Below are 18,867 nucleotides of genomic sequence, written 5' to 3'. Positions count from 1 at the left end.
AGTTAATCTACGCTTTCGCGAAAGCGATAAAAACAAACGAGGAATGAATAAGAAAATTTGTGTTATTGGTTTGGGTTATGTAGGACTTCCTTTAGCTAGGCTCTTTGCTACCCAATACGATGTGGTTGGCTTTGATATTAATCAAGCTAGGGTAGATGAACTTAATAAGGGTGAAGATAGCACACTTGAAGTAGATGAAGAAACACTTCAGAAAGTGCTTAAAAATGAGTCAAATGATTCTTATGGCTTGTATTGTACTACTCAATTAGAAGATATTGCAGACGCTCAAATATACATTATCACGGTTCCTACACCAGTTGATAAAAATAATCGACCCGTATTAATACCTCTTCAAAAAGCTAGTGAAACGGTTGGGCAGGTACTTAAAAAAGGAGATATTGTTATCTATGAATCTACGGTTTACCCAGGAGCGACTGAAGAGGAGTGTATACCAGTATTGGAACAAGTTAGTGGTCTTAAGTTTAATACTGACTTTTATGCGGGCTATTCACCAGAACGTATTAATCCAGGAGATAAGTTACATACCGTTGATAAAATTCTGAAAGTTACTTCAGGAAGTACTCCAGAAATAGGTCAGGAAATTGATGAGCTTTATAAGTCAGTTATTACCGCAGGTACACATTTAGCACCAACTATAAAAGTTGCTGAGGCAGCAAAAGTTATTGAAAACTCGCAAAGAGATATCAATATTGCCTTTGTTAATGAATTAGCTAAAATTTTTAATCTGTTAGAAATAGACACACATGCAGTTCTTGAAGCAGCCGGCACCAAATGGAATTTTTTACCATTCAAACCAGGTTTAGTAGGAGGACATTGTATAGGAGTAGATCCGTATTATTTAGCACAAAAAGCTCAAGAAGTAGGCTATCATCCTGAGATTATTTTGGCTGGGAGACGTATGAATGATAGCATGGGTGCTTATGTAGCAGGGCAATTTGTTAAACTCATGTTAGCTGAAAATATTTCGGTAAAAGATGCCAAGGTGTTAGTTCTAGGAATAACATTTAAAGAAAATTGTCCAGATATAAGAAATACTAAAGTTGTAGACGTTATTCAAAATTTGAAAGAATACGGGATAGATGTAAGTGTTCATGATCCTATGGCAAACCCAGATGAAGTATTTGAAGAGTACGGTTACTACTCACACAAAGAATTTAAGAAAGAACGTTATTCAGGAATATTACTAGCGGTTGCACATGAGGAGTATCTTGATATTGATTTAAATAAGTATTTAGAAAAAGAAAGTATTATTTACGACGTAAAAAATGTTTTAGGTACAAAATCAAATGGCAAGCTATAATAGTTTGATACTTTATAATAATAGAGAAAATAAACCTACTTTTGCAACTTTAAAAAGGGGAAATGTCTAAAATGATTAAATGCTTGGTGGTTTTTGGTACCAGACCAGAAGCTATTAAAATGGCACCGCTCGTTAAGGAAATGCGACATACGGAAGGCATTTCTTGCAAAGTTTGTGTGACGGCTCAACACCGGGAGATGTTAGATCAGGTTCTGGAATTTTTTGAAATAAAGCCAGACTATGATTTGAACTTGATGAAGCCTAATCAAAATCTTTATAGATTGACTGCCGATATAATTTGTGAGCTTAAATCAGTTTTAGAAGATTTTAATCCAGATTTTGTATTTGTTCATGGTGATACTACTACTACCATGGCGACGAGTATTGCTTCTTTTTATAATCAATCTAAAGTTTGTCATGTAGAAGCTGGTTTGAGAACTTTTAATAAGTGGTCACCGTTTCCAGAAGAAATGAACCGACAAATTGCAGGGCGCATATCAGATTTACATTTTGCACCTACACAAACAAGTGCTAGTAATCTTTTGAGTGAAAATGTTGATTCTTCAAAGATTATTATTACTGGTAATACGGTTATTGACGCCTTAATCGGTAGCGTTGACAAAGTGAATGAGAAACCGTCAGAGCTCATTCAACAATTAGATGAAAAACTTAATGATCGAGATCTTATTCTGGTAACTGGACATAGAAGAGAAAATCACGGGCAGGGATTTATAAATATTTGTGAAGCACTTAAAAATATTGCACTAGCCAAACCAGAAATAGAAATAGTTTATCCCGTTCATCTAAATCCTAAGGTACAAGAGCCCGTTAATAGAATTTTAAGTGACATAAATAACATTACCTTAATTGATCCGTTAGCCTATCAAGACTTTATATGGATGATGAATCGAAGTAAGATCATCATTACAGATAGCGGAGGAGTACAAGAAGAAGCTCCAAGTTTAGGTAAACCTGTTTTGGTCATGAGGGACACTACAGAGCGTCCTGAGGCTGTTGAAGCAGGCACAGTTATTTTAGTAGGTACAGATCCAGAATTAATTTATTCAGAGGCAATCGATCTATTAAATAACAAAGAAAGATTTGACAAGATGAGTGCTTTGCATAATCCTTATGGAGATGGTAAAGCATGTAAACGAATTGTAGATACCATAATTAATTATGACAAGTAATCAACCAGAAGTAGTAATGATTGGTTTGGGGTATATTGGTTTGCCTACCGCAGCCCTTATAGCTTCTAATCAAGTACACGTACATGGAGTAGATATTAACCCACATGTTGTTGAAACGATAAATAGGGGTGAAATACACATAGTAGAGCCAGACTTGGACTCTGCGGTGGCCAAAGCTGTAAAGGATGGGTTTTTAAAAGCTTCTACAAAAGCAGTAGAAGCTAATAATTATTTGATAGTGGTTCCCACGCCTTTTAAAGATAAGAACGAACCAGATATTTCATTTGTAGAATCGGCCACTAGAGGAATTATTCCATTACTTAAAAAAGGCGATTTATATATCATAGAATCGACTTCGCCTGTAGGTACTACCGAAAAAATGGCTGAACTCATTTATTCTGAACGCCCAGAATTAAAAGGAGAAATTTATATAGCTTATTGTCCAGAACGTGTGTTACCAGGTAATGTGATGCATGAACTGGTGCATAATGATAGAGTGATAGGAGGAATTAATGAGCAGAGCACACAAAAAGCTCTAAATTTTTACAGTGCTTATGTAAAAGGCGATTTACATCCTACCAATGCAAGAACTGCCGAGATGTGTAAATTGGTTGAAAATTCTTCTAGAGACGTTCAAATTGCATTTGCAAACGAATTAAGTTTGATTTGTGATAAAGCAGGAATTAATGTTTGGGAGTTGATTAATTTAGCAAACAAGCATCCTCGCGTAACTATACTCCAACCAGGATGCGGTGTAGGTGGACATTGTATAGCAGTAGATCCCTATTTTATTACAGCAGACTTTCCTATGGAGTCACAAATTATAGGTAAGGCTAGAGAGATTAATAATTATAAAAGCTTCTGGTGTGCTGAAAAAATTAAAAGTGCTAAGTTAGAATTCCAATTGAAACATGGTAGAAAACCTGCTATTGCTATAATGGGCCTAGCCTTTAAGCCAAATATTGACGATTTAAGAGAATCGCCTGCGAAATATATCGCTCAAAAGGTCTTGCAAGATGCCAACGACGAAAACTATTTTATCGTAGAACCTAATATTAGTGATCATAAAGTATTTAAACTTACGGATTATGAAGATGCTTATAACAAAGCAGATATTATAGCCTATCTAGTGGCGCACGATGAATTTAAAACATTACCTAATCAATCTGATAAAATCATCTTAGATTTTTGTGGAGTTAATATTTAATAGAAAATGAATCTAGACAATAAATCAATTTTAATAACAGGTGGAACAGGATCCTTTGGTAAAATGTTTACTAAACTTATTTTGGAACGATGTCCAAAAGTAAAACGTTTAGTGATTTTATCGAGAGATGAACAAAAACACTTTCAAATGGCTCAAGAATTTTGTGAGTCGGAGTATCCTCAAATCAGATATTTTATTGGAGATGTAAGGGATAAAAATAGACTTAAAAAAGCATTTGAAGGAATAGATATTGTTATTCATGCTGCTGCAATGAAACACGTACATCTTGCAGAGTATAATCCCATGGAGTGTGTTAAAACAAATATTAACGGTGCAGAAAATGTAATTGACGCAGCTCTAGAATCAAATGTTCAAAATGTAGTAGCACTTTCTACCGATAAGGCAGCAGCACCTATTAATCTATATGGTGCGACAAAATTGGCTTCAGATAAGTTGTTTATTGCTGCAAACAACATCAAAGGAAATAGAGATATTAAATTTTCTGTGGTTCGTTATGGTAATGTTATGGGGTCTAACGGTTCTGTTATGCCATTCTTTTTAAAGAAGAAGAAGGACGGAGAGTCTTTTCTACCAATTACAGATAACAGGATGACAAGGTTTAACATTTCGCTTGAGGATGGATGTGAAATGGTTTTCTATGCTATTGAAAACGCTTGGGGTGGAGAAGTATTTGTTCCTAAAATACCGTCTTATCGAATTCCTGATGTTGCAACTGCGATTGCTCCAAACTTGGAACAAAAAGAAGTCGGTGTAAGACCTGGTGAGAAACTTCATGAAGAAATGATTACAGCATCTGATTCATTCAATACTGTTGATATAGGTAAATATTATGTTATTTTACCACAACCTTCTCCCTATTCAAGATATACCAAAGAGGAGTATAAAAAGGCATTTAATGGAGTTGATGTTGAAGATGGATTTGCCTATGATTCTGGTACTAATACAGAATGGGAGTCAATTGAAAGTTTGAGAGCGTTAGTTAAAAAGCATGTAGATCCTAATTTCTCAGTGTAATATGTCAGTAAGTATTCCATATGGTAGACAAAATATTCAGCAATCAGATATTGATGCTGTAGTAGAAGCTTTACAAGCAGACTATTTGACTCAAGGTCCTAGGATAAATAAATTTGAAGAAGAATTTGCTAATTACGTTGGGGCTAGATTTGCTGTGGCGGTATCTAACGGTACGGCTGCACTTCATTTAAATGCTCTTGCATTAGGGGTTTCCCCAGGTGACAAGGTAATTACTACTCCTATTACCTTTGCCGCTAGTGCAAACTGTATAAGATATTGCGGTGGTGAAGTAGTTTTTGCAGATATCGATCCCCAAACCTATTTACTTGATATAAACAAAGTTCGTGAGTTATTAGAAGCATCTCCTAAAGGTACGTATAAAGGTATCATTCCAGTAGATTTTGCTGGTAGAGCGGTCGATTTAGAAGCATTTAGAGCTTTAGCCGATGAATATGGTCTTTGGATTATTGAAGATAGTTGTCATTCTCCAGGAGGTTATTTTATAGATAGTTCTGGAAATAAACAACATTGTGGTAACGGACAGTTTGCAGACCTAGCAATCTTTTCATTTCATCCAGTTAAACATATTGCTTGTGGAGAAGGAGGAATGATAACAACTAATGATGAAAGGTTATATAAAAAATTACTCAGTCTAAGAACACACGGTATTGTAAAGGACGATTCATTATATATTAATAGTAAGGAGTTCGCTTCCGCGAAAGCGGAAACACAAGAATACCCAGGATGGTATATGGAAATGCAGGATTTAGGATATAATTATAGAATTACTGATTTTCAAGCTGCGCTAGGAAGTAGTCAATTAAAAAGAGCTGATCAAGGAATACAAAGAAGAATTCAAATCGCAAGAACTTATAATGAGGCTTTTATCAATAAATCGTTTATCCATGGTCAATCAGGTTTTATAGAAGGTCATGCTTATCACCTTTACGTTATAGAGGTTGACGATAGATTAGAGTTATATAACTATTTAAGGCAAAATGGAATTTTTGCTCAAATTCATTATATACCTTGTCATTTAATGCCTTATTATAGAGAGTTTGGCTGGAAAGAAGGTGATTTACCTTATGCAGAGAGTTACTATTCTAAATGTATTAGCTTACCGATGTTCCCAACACTTTCAGATGATGAGCAGTCAAAAGTGATTGAGCTCATATCAAAATTTTATGAGTAAGCGATCAAAAATAGCTTTAGGTACTGTACAGTTTGGACTGGATTATGGTATTTCAAATAAAGAAGGGAAACCTAATCAGAAATCGGTTCAGGAAATTATCACCTTTGCTAAAAATACTGGTATAGAATTAATAGACACTGCAAGTGCTTATGGAAATGCCGAGGCTGTTTTAGGCAATGAGGACTTGAGTTCTTTTAAGATAGTTTCAAAGTTTTTACCAGAAAATGGTATGAACAATATACCTGATAGTTTGCGTAAATCTTTAAGTCAATTGAAAGTTAATCGATTATACGGCTATTTAGCACATAGGGCAAATTCAGTATCATTAAACGATTGGGAAATCTTAAAGGCATACAAAAATGATGGTAAAATTGAAAAAATAGGATTTTCATATCAGTCAGTAGATGAGGTTGAACGTACCTTGAAATCGGGTTTTATTCCTGATCTTGTTCAAATTCCTTTCAATTATTTTGACAATAGGTTTGAAGCCATTTGCCTTAAACTTAAAGAGTATAATGTTGAAATCCACTCACGATCTACTTTTCTACAAGGACTTTTTTTTATGAGTATTACCGAACTAACTAATTCATTTCAAGAGGTGCAAGATCTAATATTAGAATTACAGAAACGTTTTAGAGATCAATTGGCTGGTCAATTACTTAACTATGTTGTAAATCAGGAATTTATTGATTATGTGGTCATTGGCGTACAAAATAAATCTCAATTGGAAACTAACTTACAATCGTTAAATCAAGCTTTAAAACTGTCAAAGTTAGATCGAAATATTTCAGGTAATGTTTTAAATCCAGCTTTATGGAATTAAGTAAAATAAAAGCTATAGAATTAAAAGGTAAGAATATCATTTTAACTGGTGGTTACGGTTATTTAGGTAGAGAAATAGCACTGAGCTTATGTGCTCATGGCGCAAAGGTTATAGTTGCTGCAAGGACTGAAGATAAATTTCATTCTACCTTTTCAGGAACGGATGATAAAATCGTATTTGAATATTTAGATATCTCTGATGAAAATTCGATTATAGCTTGTTTCCAAGAAGTTTATTCTAAATACGGAAATATTGATGGTCTTATAAATAATGCTTTCTATCTCACTGGAAATTCTCCTGAAAATATGACTTTAGATGATTTCACTAATGGTCTTGAAGGAACGTTGACATCTGTATACGCTTGTATTAAACATATTATTCCATATTTTAAGAAGTCTAACGGTGGTAAAATAGTGAATGTTTCATCAATGTATGGTATACAATCACCTGAATTTGAGGTGTATAATGATTCACCAGCTTTTTTAAATCCACCTCATTACGGCGCTGCCAAAGCAGGTGTTGCCCAATTATCTAGATATTATGCGAGTTATTTAGGGCAGCATAATGTTTTAGTAAATACAGTGGTGCCAGGAGCTTTCCCATCGCAAACCGTTCAGGAAGATAAGAAGTTCATAGAAAATTTATCTAATAAAACAGCTTTAGGTCGAATCGGTATGCCAGAAGAACTAGCAGGGATTTTTACATTTCTAATGTCAGAGGCTGCTTCATATATCACTGGACAAAATTTCATTGTAGATGGTGGATGGACAATTAAATAAAACTGGCGTTATCATTCAAGCTCGGATGGGTTCCAGCAGACTTCCTGGTAAAGTCTTAATGCCATTTCCTTTTGGTACAGGAACACCATTACTAGAATTAATCGTAAAAAAAATAGGAAGAATTTTTGATTCAGAACAGATATACGTCGCCACATCTGCACATCAAAGAGATGACGCAATTGCAACTCTTTGTTCACACTTAAACATTAACTGTTTTAGAGGTAGTGAAGATGATGTTTTAAGTAGGTTCACGGCTATCGCCGAAAAGCATCCAGAATGGAATCATATAATGAGATTTACAGCGGATAATCCATTAATATCTATACCTGAATTAAGACTTTTTTTAGGTGAATTTTTTGTTTCTGATAAACAATACTGTTACACAAATGGATTGCCATTAGGGATGAATTTTGAAATAGTTCATAAAGATTTATTACTGTCTTTAAAAAAGGAAACATTAAAGGAATCTGATAGAGAACATGTCACCAGTTTTATTAGAAATAGTTTACCTAATAAATGCATGAAATTTTCTTTTGATATAAAAGCTACTTTAAGATGTACCATTGATTATCCTGAGGATTTTCTTGTACTGTCGGCAATACAAACTGTTATAGAGCATAATAATGATCGTTCTGATTTAGAAGTTGTGTTGGAGCATTATGAAAAGAATAAATGGTTGTTTTCAATAAATGAAAATCTAAAACAGCTAAGTTGATGAATAATTATAAGGTTTTACATAATCAGATATTCTCATATGGTTGTTATCAATTAGTTCCTATACGTTATGAGGATCGGTATGATATCATGAAGTGGCGAAATGAACAGATTTTCCATCTCAGACAATCAGAACCCTTAACTAAAGAATCACAAGACTCATATTTTAATGAAGTAGTTTCAAAGCTTTTTATTCAAGATAATCCGAATCAAATATTATTTTCTTTTTTAAAGGAGGATAAATGTATTGGTTATGGCGGTTTAGTACATATTAACTGGATTGATAAAAATGCTGAAATATCCTTTATTATGGATACTAAATTAGAAAAAGAAAATTTTATTAGTCTGTGGAAGGAATATTTGAGATTGATAAAGCTTGTTGCATTCAAAGAATTGAGTCTTCATAAGATTTACACTTATGCTTTCGACATTAGGCCTCAATTGTATGTAGCATTGGAATTGGCTGGGTTTACTCAAGATGCTATCTTAAAGGACCACTGTTACATTTCACAAAATTTTGAAGACGTAATAATCCATAGTTCATGGAACGGAGCATTTAATCTTAAAGAGGCGACTCCAGAAGAAAAGGATAAAGCATTTTATTGGGTTAATCATGAAAAGGTTCGTGAATTTTCCTTTAATAAAAATGAGGTATTATATGAGGACCATCTTGATTGGTATCAAAGAAAATTGAATGATAGTAATTGTATTTATTTGATGGCCTTTGATAACGATAAGGTGATTGGCTCAATTCGTTTTGACATAGAAGATAAAATCGCAAACTTAAGTTATTTAGTAGACCCAAACTGTTTTGGAAGAGGTTATGGTACTAGAATACTGAAGGAAGGAATTGAAAAATTACAAAGAATCAATAGCAATGTAAGAGTTGTAACTGGTTCGGTAATGAAGAAAAATTCTGCCTCACTCCATATTTTCAGAAAATTAGACTTTACTGAATACCTTCAAAATAGTGACTATTTATTTAAATTAGAACTTTAAATATTATGAATTCTACGTATATCATTGCTGAATTATCAGCAAATCACGGTGGAAGTTTAGAAATCGCTCTGGAAACCGTACGTGCTGCTAAAAGAGCTGGAGCAGATGCTATAAAATTACAAACCTATACCGCAGATACAATAACAATCGATAGCAAATTGCCAGATTTTAAGATCAATCAGGGAACAAGCTGGGATGGAAGATATTTATATGATTTGTATAAAGAGGCTTCCTTGCCATGGGAATGGCATAAGCCTATAATGGAGTTATCTAATGAATTAGGTATAGATTGTTTTTCATCTCCATTTGATTTTTCTGCAGTTGATTTTCTAGAAGAATTAAATGTACCTGCATATAAAATTGCTTCATTTGAAATAACAGACATACCGCTTATTAAGTACGCAGCCTCTAAAGGGAAACCTATGATTATATCTACAGGGATTGCAGATATACAAGATATAGAATTAGCGATAAGTGCCTGTCGTGAAGTGGGTAACCACGATATTACAATATTAAAATGTACTAGTGCTTATCCAGCAATGCCAGAAGATGCAGATTTAATTATGATAAAGGATATAAGGCAGCGTTTTAATGTTAAAGCTGGCTTATCTGATCATACCACAGGAATAGTAGTTCCTGTTGTTTCAGTAGCTATGGGTGCAACAGTTATTGAAAAACATTTTATCCTAAATAAGGATATAGGTGGTCCTGATTCTCATTTTTCTTTAGATGAGAGAGAGTTTAAAGAAATGGTAGAAGCTGTGCGCATTGCTGAAAAATCGATAGGTGAAGTAGATTATTCAATAGATGATAAAAAAAGACAAAGTCGGGAATTTTCAAGATCACTATATGTCGTTCAAGATATCAAAAAAGGAGAAATACTAACAAGTGATAATGTTAAATCAATAAGGCCTGGTTTTGGTTTGCACCCAAAATACTACTATAATATATTGGGTAAAAAAGTAACTAATAGTCTAAGCAAAGGTACGGCGTTGTCTTGGGAATATTTTGAATAGCAATACAATTGAACTAATCTCATTTTAATGAATTTAAAGGATTACAATAGGCTTGACGATAAGCTACTTCTTATCAATTGTTCTTATGATGGTATTGATATCAAATACATCATTAGGAATCACATCGTTTATTTAATAAGAAAAAAGCAAAATTCGGGTAATTTTGAAATAGCTTTAAATAAAAAAATTATAATTCGCCTATTAAAGAATGCTTTAAAGTATAGTTTAAATGTATTTAGGCGAAAAAACATTTGGGTGTTTTCAAATGCTGAAAGAAGAAAAAAGATAGGTGATATTTACTATGATAGGGTAGCATCAATAGTTAGTGAAGAAAATGACGATGTTCTTTTTATAGAGAATCCTGTGCTTGTTGATCACAAATCGCCAACGAAAGATAGTGTTTTATCCGATTCTTTATTTTATTTTTTCTCTTACTTAATAGGTTTTCTATTATTTAGAAAAAATAAATTGCAGATTAATTCCAAACTTTATGAGTTGGAAAAATATTATGGAGTAGAATTTGATTTTGTTCCTTTGATTAAAAGATTCATAGGGCAGTATTATGTAATGAGTTTTTTTCTTAAATTTATTTATAAACCTCAACTAGTTTATTTGGTTTATCCAAATGGTTATTATGGTTACACTTATGCTTTTAAACAATATAAAATAAAGACTATAGAACTGCAACATGGTATAATTTATCCATCTCATCCCTCATATAATAGTTCTTTAAAAACTTCATCTTCTATTTTCAAGCCAGATTATGTATTTACCTATGGTTTGAATGACAAGAATTGTCTTAGCCATTTAAATTATATCAAGAGAGAGCATATTATACCTGTTGGATCTTATTCATTATGGAAATTAAAACATAAGTCAAACATTTATAAGTCTAAATATCTAAAAAAGGTCATAGAAGAATGTAAAATAAAGATACTTTTTATTGCAACCACAAATGATTCTCATGAACTATATGCATTGGCTTTAGAATTAGAGCAATTAAGTAGTGATATTCAAGTTCTTTTTTTACCTAGACATCCTGTTCCTGATTTAGTTAGTACGAAAAATGTTCAAATCATAGATATTGATAAGGCTAATATATTTGAATTGTACGTAGCGACAGATGCTATATTAACGATGGTTTCCACTAGTGCCTTGGAAGCATTATTCCTAAATAAGCCTACCTATATATATGAAAAAGATAAAGATTCATTCTTCCGAAAAAATTATCCCAATTTAAAATCTTTGAATTACATAAAATCAGCAGAGAATTTATATGATACTCATTTGAATAATAAATTTATAACCCCTTCTACGAATGAAATTGAAGGAATATTCTCTGTGGACGTGATGGAGAATTTTAAATTAGCAGTATCTAGAATAGAGTATTGATGAACTTAAAGCTTGTTTTTAACAATAAATTACTTAGAGAAACAATAATCTATGGTATCACTAATCTATTCTATTCCGGACTTCCTCTCATCCTTTTACCTTTTTTAGTAGATAATCTAAATTCATCTGAATACGGAAAGATTGATTTGTTCAGGAGTTTTTCAATGGTTGCTATTCCATTATTAGGACTTAGTACAATCCAATCCATTGCAAGGTTTTATTATGATCTTGATAAACGAAGATTTAAATCTTTTGTCATTTCTATACAAGTATTTATTACTTGTACATCATTAGCTTCTATAATCGTAATACTACTTATTTCAAGTTTTATTTCAAGTTTTTACTTGAATATGTTGATTTTAGTTATTGTCAATTTTTTATTTTCTCAGTACAGAGAAAGTTTACTTGTAATATTTAGACTAAAAAACAAGCCTTTTCATTATCTCGCTGTAAGATTACTTAATATTTTAATCGAGTTAATAGTACTTTATTTGCTCTATAAATTTTTAAATCTCTTAGACTGGAGAATGAGAGTATATCCAATAGTATTTTCAAGTATCATTTGTTCTTTTTTAGTGATATACATTTTTTATAAGTTGAAATATAGATTCATTTATGACTCGACTTTAATTAAATCCGCTTTAATTTATAGTCTTCCACTAGTTTTACATATGCTTTCTGGTTATATTTTAAACATAGGAGATCGTTTTTTTATAAGTTATTACCTTGATGATTCTGAGTTAGGTAATTATGCAGTAGCCTATCAAATAGGAATGACAATTAGCTTTTTCTACACGAGCTTTAATTTAGCATGGGTAACTACTTATTTTAAATGGATGAAAGAAGGTAAACTACTTTTAATCAATAAGGTAAGAATTGCAATTTATGTCGCAATCCCTTTTATCGCAATATGTTTGGGAGTAGGGTGGTTAGTTGTTAAAGACTATATTTTGGACAATAAATCCTATGAAATTGCTAACGAATTGATATTCATCATTCTTTTGTCAAACGTATTCTTATCTTTGTACAAATTTGAGTCAAATTATTTTTTATTTATCAAACGTACCAAATTATTAAGTCTTTATACACTTATTTCCGCAGTCATAACGGTATTACTAAACATTTTTCTCGTACCTCTCATTGGTATTTTAGGTGCAGGTATAGCCACTTTGGTGTCGTTTATCTTGATTTTTATTTTAGTTAAATTAAAACCCAATCAGTATCATGAAAAAGCTACTTAAAAGCTTAAAATCTAAATTTCTACTTAAATTTTATGGTTTTACTCAAAATAATAAACTACTAAATTCTGATTGCTATATAAATGGAATATGTAAATTCAATGGTAAAGAAGTATTTGGAGAAAATGTTAATTTCAATGGTTGTAAAATCTACGGTCAAGGCGAAGTTATTTTTGGTGATAACTTCCATTCTGGAAAAAGATTAATCATTCTTACATCAAATCATGATTATCAAGGAGATTCAATTCCTTATAATAAAAATTTAATCCATAAGAATGTGATTATTGAAGATAACGTATGGATTGGTATGAACGTAATTATACTTGGTGGAGTAACACTTGGAGAGGGCTGCATTATTCAAGCTGGAAGCGTGGTGTCTTCTAGCGTTCCAGAATTAGCTATAGTTGGAGGTAATCCCGCTAGAAAATTCAAAGAGCGAGATAAAAACCACTATAAAGAATTAAAAGACAATAGGAGTTTTTTTTAATCATCCATGTTAAGTAAAATAGTTTCATATACAAATAAGGAGATATGGATATCATTCATTTTGATATTATCATATCTCAACGCAACATTAAAATATGGAGTAGAAGGAAATTTAACTGCATTTAGACTTTTCTTACCATTTGTTATTATTCAAATGTTAAATGATGATAAGGTAAGGATGATTAAATTTATTTTTTTCGGTTTATTTGTTGTTCTCTATTCTTACATAGTTAGCCTACAATTTAGTCCATATAATAGTTTTAATTTTGCTTTTTCATTACATTATGTTTTGGTTCCATTTTGTTTTTACCTTATGGATTATTTTGTGAAACAGGTAGGCGTAGTTTTTTTGTATCGTTTTTTTGAACGGTTTTATTACGTGATGATTGTTCTATGTTTCATTCAATTATTTTTTGGTGGACTTTATCCCAATATACAAGACCGCTCTCCAATGGTATCTATATTTTTTTGGAATGAAAACGAACTTACTACCGTATTTGCTGTCTTCATACCTATTTATTTTTTAATTGAAAAGAATATAATAAAAAAAATAATTTGGATTTTATTAGGTCTTTTTTTTATTGTTTATAGCGATGCAAGATTACTGATTATAGGGTTATTTATTTTTTTTACAGCATATTTTTTAGTGAATAATAGTTTTTATAGATATAGATTTTTGTGGATTGTAATAATAGTACCATTGATTTTAATTTTATTAGTAAAATTTATTGACGTTCCACTTTTTGATGAAATTACTATTAGAGACTTATTGGTCGATTCTACAACTAGAATTATCACTTTACAGGAATATGACCGCATAGGTTCGTTTACAACACGTATTAATAGTTACATATGGGGATTTATCGATTTAAGAGAAAGTTATTTTATGGGTATAGGTCCTGCTAATTCATTTCAATTAATGTTAGATAAGATTGTAATAGGGCAAGAAGATTTTTCTGCAAAAAGTTTTCATAATATTTTACTACAAATGATTGTAGAGTTAGGAATACTTGGTATTTGGTTGTTTTGGCGACTTATAGTATTTATAAAAACAGCTACCGTTAATTCAAAAGGTTTTAAACCTGTGTTAGTTTTATCATTTTACATAGCAGCACTTATTTTTTCAACAATACTATCAGGAGCATTCTCCAATTATCCTTTTATTTTTATTATTGCCTTTTCCTATTATTTGTTTCAAACTGAAAATGTTAGAAATAGAATTTTAATAAAACAGTAATGCGCATACTACTCATACATCAATATTTTCTAGAAAAAAACGATGGTGGTGGCTCTCGTTTTAATGAAATGACCAAATCTTGGGCAGCCCAAGGACATCAAGTTACGGTTCTTGCAGGTATGGTTCACTATGCCACGGGAAAAAAAGAAGAACGATACAAGGGTAAGTTCGTTTTTAAGGATGAAAATTTCTACGAGAATGTGGATGTAATTCGTTGTCATGTTTCAGAAAGTTATAATTCTAGTTTCTTAGGACGATTATGGGCTTATTTTTCTTTTGTCTTCAGCAGTATTTATGCAGGATTATTCAAAGTAAAAGCTAAGCATGATGTTATCTTAGTAACTTCACCACCATTATTTGTTGGGATTACGGCTTATGTGTTGTCCCTGTTGAAAAGATTACCTTTTGTGTTTGAAGTACGAGATTTATGGCCAGAAAGCGCCATAGATACAGGTGTTTTAAAGAATAAGCTAATCATAAAATTTGCTTATTGGTTTGAGGATTTTATATACAAGAAAGCAAAACTTATAAATGTATTGACACCAGCATTCCGTACTAAACTTATAGAAAAAGGTGTTCCAGGCGATAAAATCATTTTTATACCTAATGCAGCAGATTTTTCTTTGGCAGAGACCGTCCAAGCAGATTTTGATGCATTGGCATTTAAGAAAGGTTTAGGCTTAGAGGACAAATTCGTGATAACATATGTAGGGGCTCATGGTGTTGCAAATCATCTCATTCAATTACTAGATGCAGCAGAATTGTTAAAGGACACCAAAATTGTTTTTCAACTTATAGGTTCTGGTATGCGTAAGGATCAATTAATTGAAGAAAAAAACAACCGTAGTTTAGATAATGTTATATTTAGAGAACCCGTTGCCAAAGCCGAAGTGTTTAAATACATTTTGTCTTCAGATATGGGAGCATCTGTACTTAAAAAAGTGGATACCTTTAAAACCATTTATAGTAATAAAACATTTGACTACATGTCTTGCAAGAAACCTACGCTGTTAGCGATTGATGGTGTAAGTAGAGAGCTTATCGAAGAGGCAGATTGTGGCATCTACGTAGAACCAGAAAATGCTAGTGCTATTGCTCAAGGAATTAGACAGATAATGGCTAACGAGAAACGTCTCCTAGAAATGGGAATTAACGGCTATCACCACGCCAAAATTAACTTTGACAGAACAGTTTTAGCTACTAGGTATTTAGAGTACATCAAAACGATTATGAAATAATGTACAAGAACTTTTTAAAACCTGCTTCAGACATTTTTTTTGCAGCATTAGCACTAATAATTTTGTTACCAATATTTATAGCTGTTCTAGTTTTACTGACTATAGCAAACTCAGGCTCACCATTCTTCATACAAACAAGACCTGGGAAAAACGGTAATTATTTTAATATTATCAAGTTCAAAACCATGAATGATAAAACAGACGAAAATGGCGAGCTTTATCCAGATAATATTAGGTTAACCACAATAGGTAAAATCGTAAGAAAAACTTCATTGGATGAATTACCACAACTGTTAAACGTAATTAAGGGAGATATGAGTTTTGTAGGTCCTAGGCCTCTATTACCAGAGTACCTTCCTCTATACTCTAAAGAGCAGGCCCGAAGGCATGAAGTTAAGCCTGGAATTACTGGCTGGGCACAAGTTAATGGACGCAATGCGATAAGCTGGCAAGAAAAGTTTAAATTAGACGTTTGGTATGTAGATCATCAATCCTTTATTTTAGATTTAAAAATTTTTTTTAAAACAGTTAAAAAAGTATTTATTTCAGAAGGTATATCTGCGGAAGGACAGGCAACAACTACAAGATTTAAAGGAAATTAATCTATGTATATTTACGGAGCTAGCGGTCACGGCAAGGTGATTTTAGATATTCTCAGACTCAATGAAATATGCGTGAGCGGATTTATAGATGACAATAGTAACATAAATACTTTTTGCGATCACCCAGTTCAACAAAACAGTTCGGTTGATAAGTTAATCATTGCAATAGGAGATAATCGGGTAAGAAAATTTATAAGTACTAAATATCTAGATAATAATTTTATAAAGTTATTTCATCCTAGATCAATTATAGCAAATGATAGTACTATAAATATAGGTAGTGTTACAATGGCAGGTGCTGTTGTAAATAGTGCAGTTACGATTGGTAAACATGTTATTATTAATTCTAATGCTACGGTTGAACATGATTGTGAAATTAAAGATTTTGCTCACATTTCACCTGGATCAACATTGTGTGGTAACGTTTCCATAGGCGAAGGAACCCACATTGGTGCAAATGCAGTTGTGATTCCAGGAATAAAAATAGGTAAATGGTGTAGGGTAGGAGCTGGAGCTGTAGTCATATCGGATTTACCAGATTATTGTACGGTAGTCGGTAATCCTGCACGAATTATAAAAATGGGCAATGAAGCGTAGTTTTGACGTTGTACTATCGTTTTTGTTATTACTACTTTTATTACCACCGCTACTTTTTGTAGTTATATTTTCATCACGTTTAATTTTTACTCAATATCGAATTGGTAAACAAGGCGAACCTTTTCTAATTTACAAGTTAAAAACCATGCAGAATGGAAAAGTAACCCGAATCGGAAAGTGCTTAAGAAAGTATAAAATTGATGAACTTCCTCAATTATGGAACATCCTTAAAGGTGAAATGAGTTTTGTAGGTCCTAGGCCAGATATCCCTGGCTACTACGATAATCTTAAAGGAGAACAGCGCAAAGTGTTACTTTTGAAACCTGGATTAACCAGCCTTGCCGCTATCAAATATAGAAATGAAGAGCTATTACTTTCTCAACAAGTAAATCCACTCGAATATAACGATACTGTCATATTTCCAGATAAGGTAAGAATGAATTTAGAATATTTGGAGAAACGCTCGTTTTTCTATGATTTAAAAATCATAATCCTAACTATAAAATCTCTTTTTAACTAGGCTATCTTTGCCACAAATAAATTTCTATGTCACAGGATAAAATTTGGTTGTCTTCTCCACACATGGGAGGAACTGAACGAGACTTTGTAAAAGAAGCTTTTGATACAAACTGGGTAGCACCATTAGGTCCTAATGTTAATGGATTTGAAGAAGATTTGAAAAATTACCAAGGAGAAAATGTTCACGTTGCAGCCTTAAGTAGTGGTACTGCGGCCATACATTTAGCCTTGATTCAGGCTGGCGTAGGACCAGGAGACGAGGTGCTTTGCCAAAGTTTTACTTTTTGTGGTACCACAAACCCTATATTGTATTTAGGAGCTATACCTGTTATGGTGGATAGCGAACCAGAGACATGGAATATTTGTCCTGAATCATTAAAGCAAGCTTACGAGGACCGAGTTAAAAAGGGAAAAACCCCTAAAGCCTTGCTTTCTGTTCACTTGTATGGAATGCCTTATAAAATAGATGAGATTCACGCTTTCGCGAAAGCGAAACAACTCACAGTCATTGAGGATAGTGCCGAGGCTCTAGGAAGCACCTACAAGGGTAGAAAGTGCGGAACTTTTGGAGACTATGGGATTTTGAGTTTCAATGGAAACAAAATTATTACTACTAGTGGTGGTGGTGCGATGGTAGTACCTTCGAAAGACAGAAAGGAAAAAACAGTTTTTCTAGCCACGCAAGCTAGAGACAATGCACCGCATTATCAACATAGTGAAGTTGGATATAATTATCGAATGAGTAATATCAGTGCAGGAATAGGACGTGGTCAAATGCAGGTCTTGGACAAGCATATTTCCCTTCGTAGGGAAATGCATCAATTCTATAGCAAATTATTTAATCAAATACCTGGGGTTACACTTTTAAGTGAACCAAATTCTGATTTTTACAGTAATCATTGGTTAAGTGCTATTTTAATTGATCCTATAAAATCAGGTGGTATTACAAGAGAGGATTTACGTCTTGGGTTTGAGGAAGAGAATATAGAATCTCGACCTTTATGGAAACCTATGCACCTGCAACCTTTGTATCAAGAATACCCATTTTATGGAACTGGAGTTTGTGAAAGGCTATTTGAAAATGGATTGTGTTTACCTTCGGGATCTAACTTAACCGATTCAGATAGAAGTCGAATAGAGGAAGTGGTTCGTAAGCTTTTTAAGTAACAAAATTCGTTACTGCAAATAAAAATTCTTATACTACAACATTACGTAGTGCCTTGTTTTAATTGGTTTCAAACAATCAAAAAAGTCAGTATACATAGTGATAGTGATTTCATTT

The 18,867-nt window shown here is 32.7% G+C and carries 19 protein-coding genes; all 19 read left to right on the top strand.

The window, feature by feature from the left end:
• Positions 1-43: 43 nt before the first annotated feature.
• The 19 genes from AAT17_RS01960 (at position 44) to AAT17_RS01870 (ending at position 18,752) form a co-directional block, all read left to right on the top strand.
• Positions 44-1,321, top strand: a complete 1,278-nt coding sequence (locus tag AAT17_RS01960; RefSeq protein ID WP_060522708.1) for a nucleotide sugar dehydrogenase — start codon at positions 44-46, stop codon at positions 1,319-1,321.
• Between the two features lie 71 nt (positions 1,322-1,392).
• Entirely contained in the window at positions 1,393-2,511 is a 1,119-nt protein-coding gene (wecB, locus tag AAT17_RS01955) for a non-hydrolyzing UDP-N-acetylglucosamine 2-epimerase (RefSeq protein ID WP_060524941.1), read from the top strand.
• Positions 2,501-3,718 carry a UDP-N-acetyl-D-mannosamine dehydrogenase gene (gene wecC / locus AAT17_RS01950; protein WP_060522706.1) on the top strand — a complete coding sequence of 406 codons (1,218 nt, stop codon included), beginning with the start codon at positions 2,501-2,503 and terminating at the stop codon, positions 3,716-3,718. Before wecB ends, wecC begins: the two co-directional genes overlap by 11 nt.
• Positions 3,719-3,724: 6 nt before the next feature.
• Entirely contained in the window at positions 3,725-4,753 is a 1,029-nt protein-coding gene (gene pseB / locus AAT17_RS01945; RefSeq protein ID WP_060522704.1) for a UDP-N-acetylglucosamine 4,6-dehydratase (inverting), read from the top strand.
• Between the two features lies 1 nt (position 4,754).
• Positions 4,755-5,945, top strand: a complete 1,191-nt coding sequence (pseC, locus tag AAT17_RS01940) for a UDP-4-amino-4,6-dideoxy-N-acetyl-beta-L-altrosamine transaminase (protein ID WP_060522702.1) — start codon at positions 4,755-4,757, stop codon at positions 5,943-5,945.
• Entirely contained in the window at positions 5,938-6,768 is an 831-nt protein-coding gene (locus tag AAT17_RS01935) for an aldo/keto reductase (protein WP_060522700.1), read from the top strand. The genes pseC and AAT17_RS01935 overlap by 8 nt, the downstream gene beginning before the upstream one ends.
• Positions 6,759-7,547 (top strand): SDR family NAD(P)-dependent oxidoreductase, encoded by a 789-nt coding sequence (locus AAT17_RS01930; protein ID WP_060522698.1) that lies wholly within the window; start codon positions 6,759-6,761, stop codon positions 7,545-7,547. The genes AAT17_RS01935 and AAT17_RS01930 overlap by 10 nt, the downstream gene beginning before the upstream one ends.
• The gene (locus AAT17_RS01925) at positions 7,525-8,262 is read left to right on the top strand and encodes a hypothetical protein (protein ID WP_060522696.1); all 738 of its coding nucleotides are present in this window, start codon (positions 7,525-7,527) and stop codon (positions 8,260-8,262) included. Before AAT17_RS01930 ends, AAT17_RS01925 begins: the two co-directional genes overlap by 23 nt.
• Entirely contained in the window at positions 8,262-9,260 is a 999-nt protein-coding gene (locus AAT17_RS13040) for a GNAT family N-acetyltransferase (RefSeq protein ID WP_082586877.1), read from the top strand. Before AAT17_RS01925 ends, AAT17_RS13040 begins: the two co-directional genes overlap by 1 nt.
• Before the next feature lie 5 nt (positions 9,261-9,265).
• A complete protein-coding gene (gene pseI, locus AAT17_RS01915; protein ID WP_060522694.1) occupies positions 9,266-10,276 on the top strand; it encodes a pseudaminic acid synthase in 1,011 nt (336 codons plus the stop codon).
• A gap of 27 nt (positions 10,277-10,303) precedes the next feature.
• On the top strand, positions 10,304-11,668 hold the full coding sequence (locus AAT17_RS01910; RefSeq protein ID WP_060522692.1) for a hypothetical protein: 1,365 nt from the start codon (positions 10,304-10,306) through the stop codon (positions 11,666-11,668).
• On the top strand, positions 11,668-12,909 hold the full coding sequence (locus AAT17_RS01905) for a lipopolysaccharide biosynthesis protein (protein WP_060522691.1): 1,242 nt from the start codon (positions 11,668-11,670) through the stop codon (positions 12,907-12,909). The genes AAT17_RS01910 and AAT17_RS01905 overlap by 1 nt, the downstream gene beginning before the upstream one ends.
• Positions 12,893-13,393 carry a DapH/DapD/GlmU-related protein gene (locus AAT17_RS01900; RefSeq protein ID WP_060522689.1) on the top strand — a complete coding sequence of 167 codons (501 nt, stop codon included), beginning with the start codon at positions 12,893-12,895 and terminating at the stop codon, positions 13,391-13,393. The genes AAT17_RS01905 and AAT17_RS01900 overlap by 17 nt, the downstream gene beginning before the upstream one ends.
• Before the next feature lie 6 nt (positions 13,394-13,399).
• The gene (locus tag AAT17_RS01895) at positions 13,400-14,629 is read left to right on the top strand and encodes an O-antigen ligase family protein (protein WP_060522687.1); all 1,230 of its coding nucleotides are present in this window, start codon (positions 13,400-13,402) and stop codon (positions 14,627-14,629) included.
• Positions 14,629-15,867 carry a glycosyltransferase family 4 protein gene (locus AAT17_RS01890; RefSeq protein WP_060522686.1) on the top strand — a complete coding sequence of 413 codons (1,239 nt, stop codon included), beginning with the start codon at positions 14,629-14,631 and terminating at the stop codon, positions 15,865-15,867. The genes AAT17_RS01895 and AAT17_RS01890 overlap by 1 nt, the downstream gene beginning before the upstream one ends.
• Positions 15,867-16,469, top strand: a complete 603-nt coding sequence (locus tag AAT17_RS01885; protein ID WP_060522684.1) for a sugar transferase — start codon at positions 15,867-15,869, stop codon at positions 16,467-16,469. Before AAT17_RS01890 ends, AAT17_RS01885 begins: the two co-directional genes overlap by 1 nt.
• Before the next feature lie 3 nt (positions 16,470-16,472).
• Positions 16,473-17,066: an acetyltransferase gene (locus tag AAT17_RS01880; RefSeq protein WP_060522682.1), complete on the top strand. Its 594-nt coding sequence runs from the start codon at positions 16,473-16,475 to the stop codon at positions 17,064-17,066.
• Positions 17,056-17,586 carry a sugar transferase gene (locus AAT17_RS01875; RefSeq protein WP_060522681.1) on the top strand — a complete coding sequence of 177 codons (531 nt, stop codon included), beginning with the start codon at positions 17,056-17,058 and terminating at the stop codon, positions 17,584-17,586. The genes AAT17_RS01880 and AAT17_RS01875 overlap by 11 nt, the downstream gene beginning before the upstream one ends.
• 26 nt (positions 17,587-17,612) lie before the next feature.
• Entirely contained in the window at positions 17,613-18,752 is a 1,140-nt protein-coding gene (locus AAT17_RS01870; RefSeq protein WP_060522680.1) for a DegT/DnrJ/EryC1/StrS aminotransferase family protein, read from the top strand.
• Positions 18,753-18,867: the final 115 nt, after the last annotated feature.

Origin of the sequence: Nonlabens sp. MIC269 (genome assembly GCF_001430865.1) — a bacterium.
GTDB classification, from domain to species: Bacteria; Bacteroidota; Bacteroidia; order Flavobacteriales; family Flavobacteriaceae; genus Nonlabens; species Nonlabens tegetincola.
Note: the sequence above shows the minus strand (reverse complement) of the source record. Positions and strands in the feature narration are given on the sequence as shown.

What these genes read in the sequence shown, in the direction of transcription:
- AAT17_RS01960 (WP_060522708.1), top strand. Translation starts at nt 44, where the DNA reads ATGAATAAGAAAATTTGTGTTATTGGTTTGGGTTATGTAGGACTTCCT.
- wecB (WP_060524941.1), top strand. Translation starts at nt 1,393, where the DNA reads ATGATTAAATGCTTGGTGGTTTTTGGTACCAGACCAGAAGCTATTAAA.
- wecC (WP_060522706.1), top strand. Translation starts at nt 2,501, where the DNA reads ATGACAAGTAATCAACCAGAAGTAGTAATGATTGGTTTGGGGTATATT.
- pseB (WP_060522704.1), top strand. Translation starts at nt 3,725, where the DNA reads ATGAATCTAGACAATAAATCAATTTTAATAACAGGTGGAACAGGATCC.
- pseC (WP_060522702.1), top strand. Translation starts at nt 4,755, where the DNA reads ATGTCAGTAAGTATTCCATATGGTAGACAAAATATTCAGCAATCAGAT.
- AAT17_RS01935 (WP_060522700.1), top strand. Translation starts at nt 5,938, where the DNA reads ATGAGTAAGCGATCAAAAATAGCTTTAGGTACTGTACAGTTTGGACTG.
- AAT17_RS01930 (WP_060522698.1), top strand. Translation starts at nt 6,759, where the DNA reads ATGGAATTAAGTAAAATAAAAGCTATAGAATTAAAAGGTAAGAATATC.
- AAT17_RS01925 (WP_060522696.1), top strand. Translation starts at nt 7,525, where the DNA reads ATGGTGGATGGACAATTAAATAAAACTGGCGTTATCATTCAAGCTCGG.
- AAT17_RS13040 (WP_082586877.1), top strand. Translation starts at nt 8,262, where the DNA reads ATGAATAATTATAAGGTTTTACATAATCAGATATTCTCATATGGTTGT.
- pseI (WP_060522694.1), top strand. Translation starts at nt 9,266, where the DNA reads ATGAATTCTACGTATATCATTGCTGAATTATCAGCAAATCACGGTGGA.
- AAT17_RS01910 (WP_060522692.1), top strand. Translation starts at nt 10,304, where the DNA reads ATGAATTTAAAGGATTACAATAGGCTTGACGATAAGCTACTTCTTATC.
- AAT17_RS01905 (WP_060522691.1), top strand. Translation starts at nt 11,668, where the DNA reads ATGAACTTAAAGCTTGTTTTTAACAATAAATTACTTAGAGAAACAATA.
- AAT17_RS01900 (WP_060522689.1), top strand. Translation starts at nt 12,893, where the DNA reads ATGAAAAAGCTACTTAAAAGCTTAAAATCTAAATTTCTACTTAAATTT.
- AAT17_RS01895 (WP_060522687.1), top strand. Translation starts at nt 13,400, where the DNA reads ATGTTAAGTAAAATAGTTTCATATACAAATAAGGAGATATGGATATCA.
- AAT17_RS01890 (WP_060522686.1), top strand. Translation starts at nt 14,629, where the DNA reads ATGCGCATACTACTCATACATCAATATTTTCTAGAAAAAAACGATGGT.
- AAT17_RS01885 (WP_060522684.1), top strand. Translation starts at nt 15,867, where the DNA reads ATGTACAAGAACTTTTTAAAACCTGCTTCAGACATTTTTTTTGCAGCA.
- AAT17_RS01880 (WP_060522682.1), top strand. Translation starts at nt 16,473, where the DNA reads ATGTATATTTACGGAGCTAGCGGTCACGGCAAGGTGATTTTAGATATT.
- AAT17_RS01875 (WP_060522681.1), top strand. Translation starts at nt 17,056, where the DNA reads ATGAAGCGTAGTTTTGACGTTGTACTATCGTTTTTGTTATTACTACTT.
- AAT17_RS01870 (WP_060522680.1), top strand. Translation starts at nt 17,613, where the DNA reads ATGTCACAGGATAAAATTTGGTTGTCTTCTCCACACATGGGAGGAACT.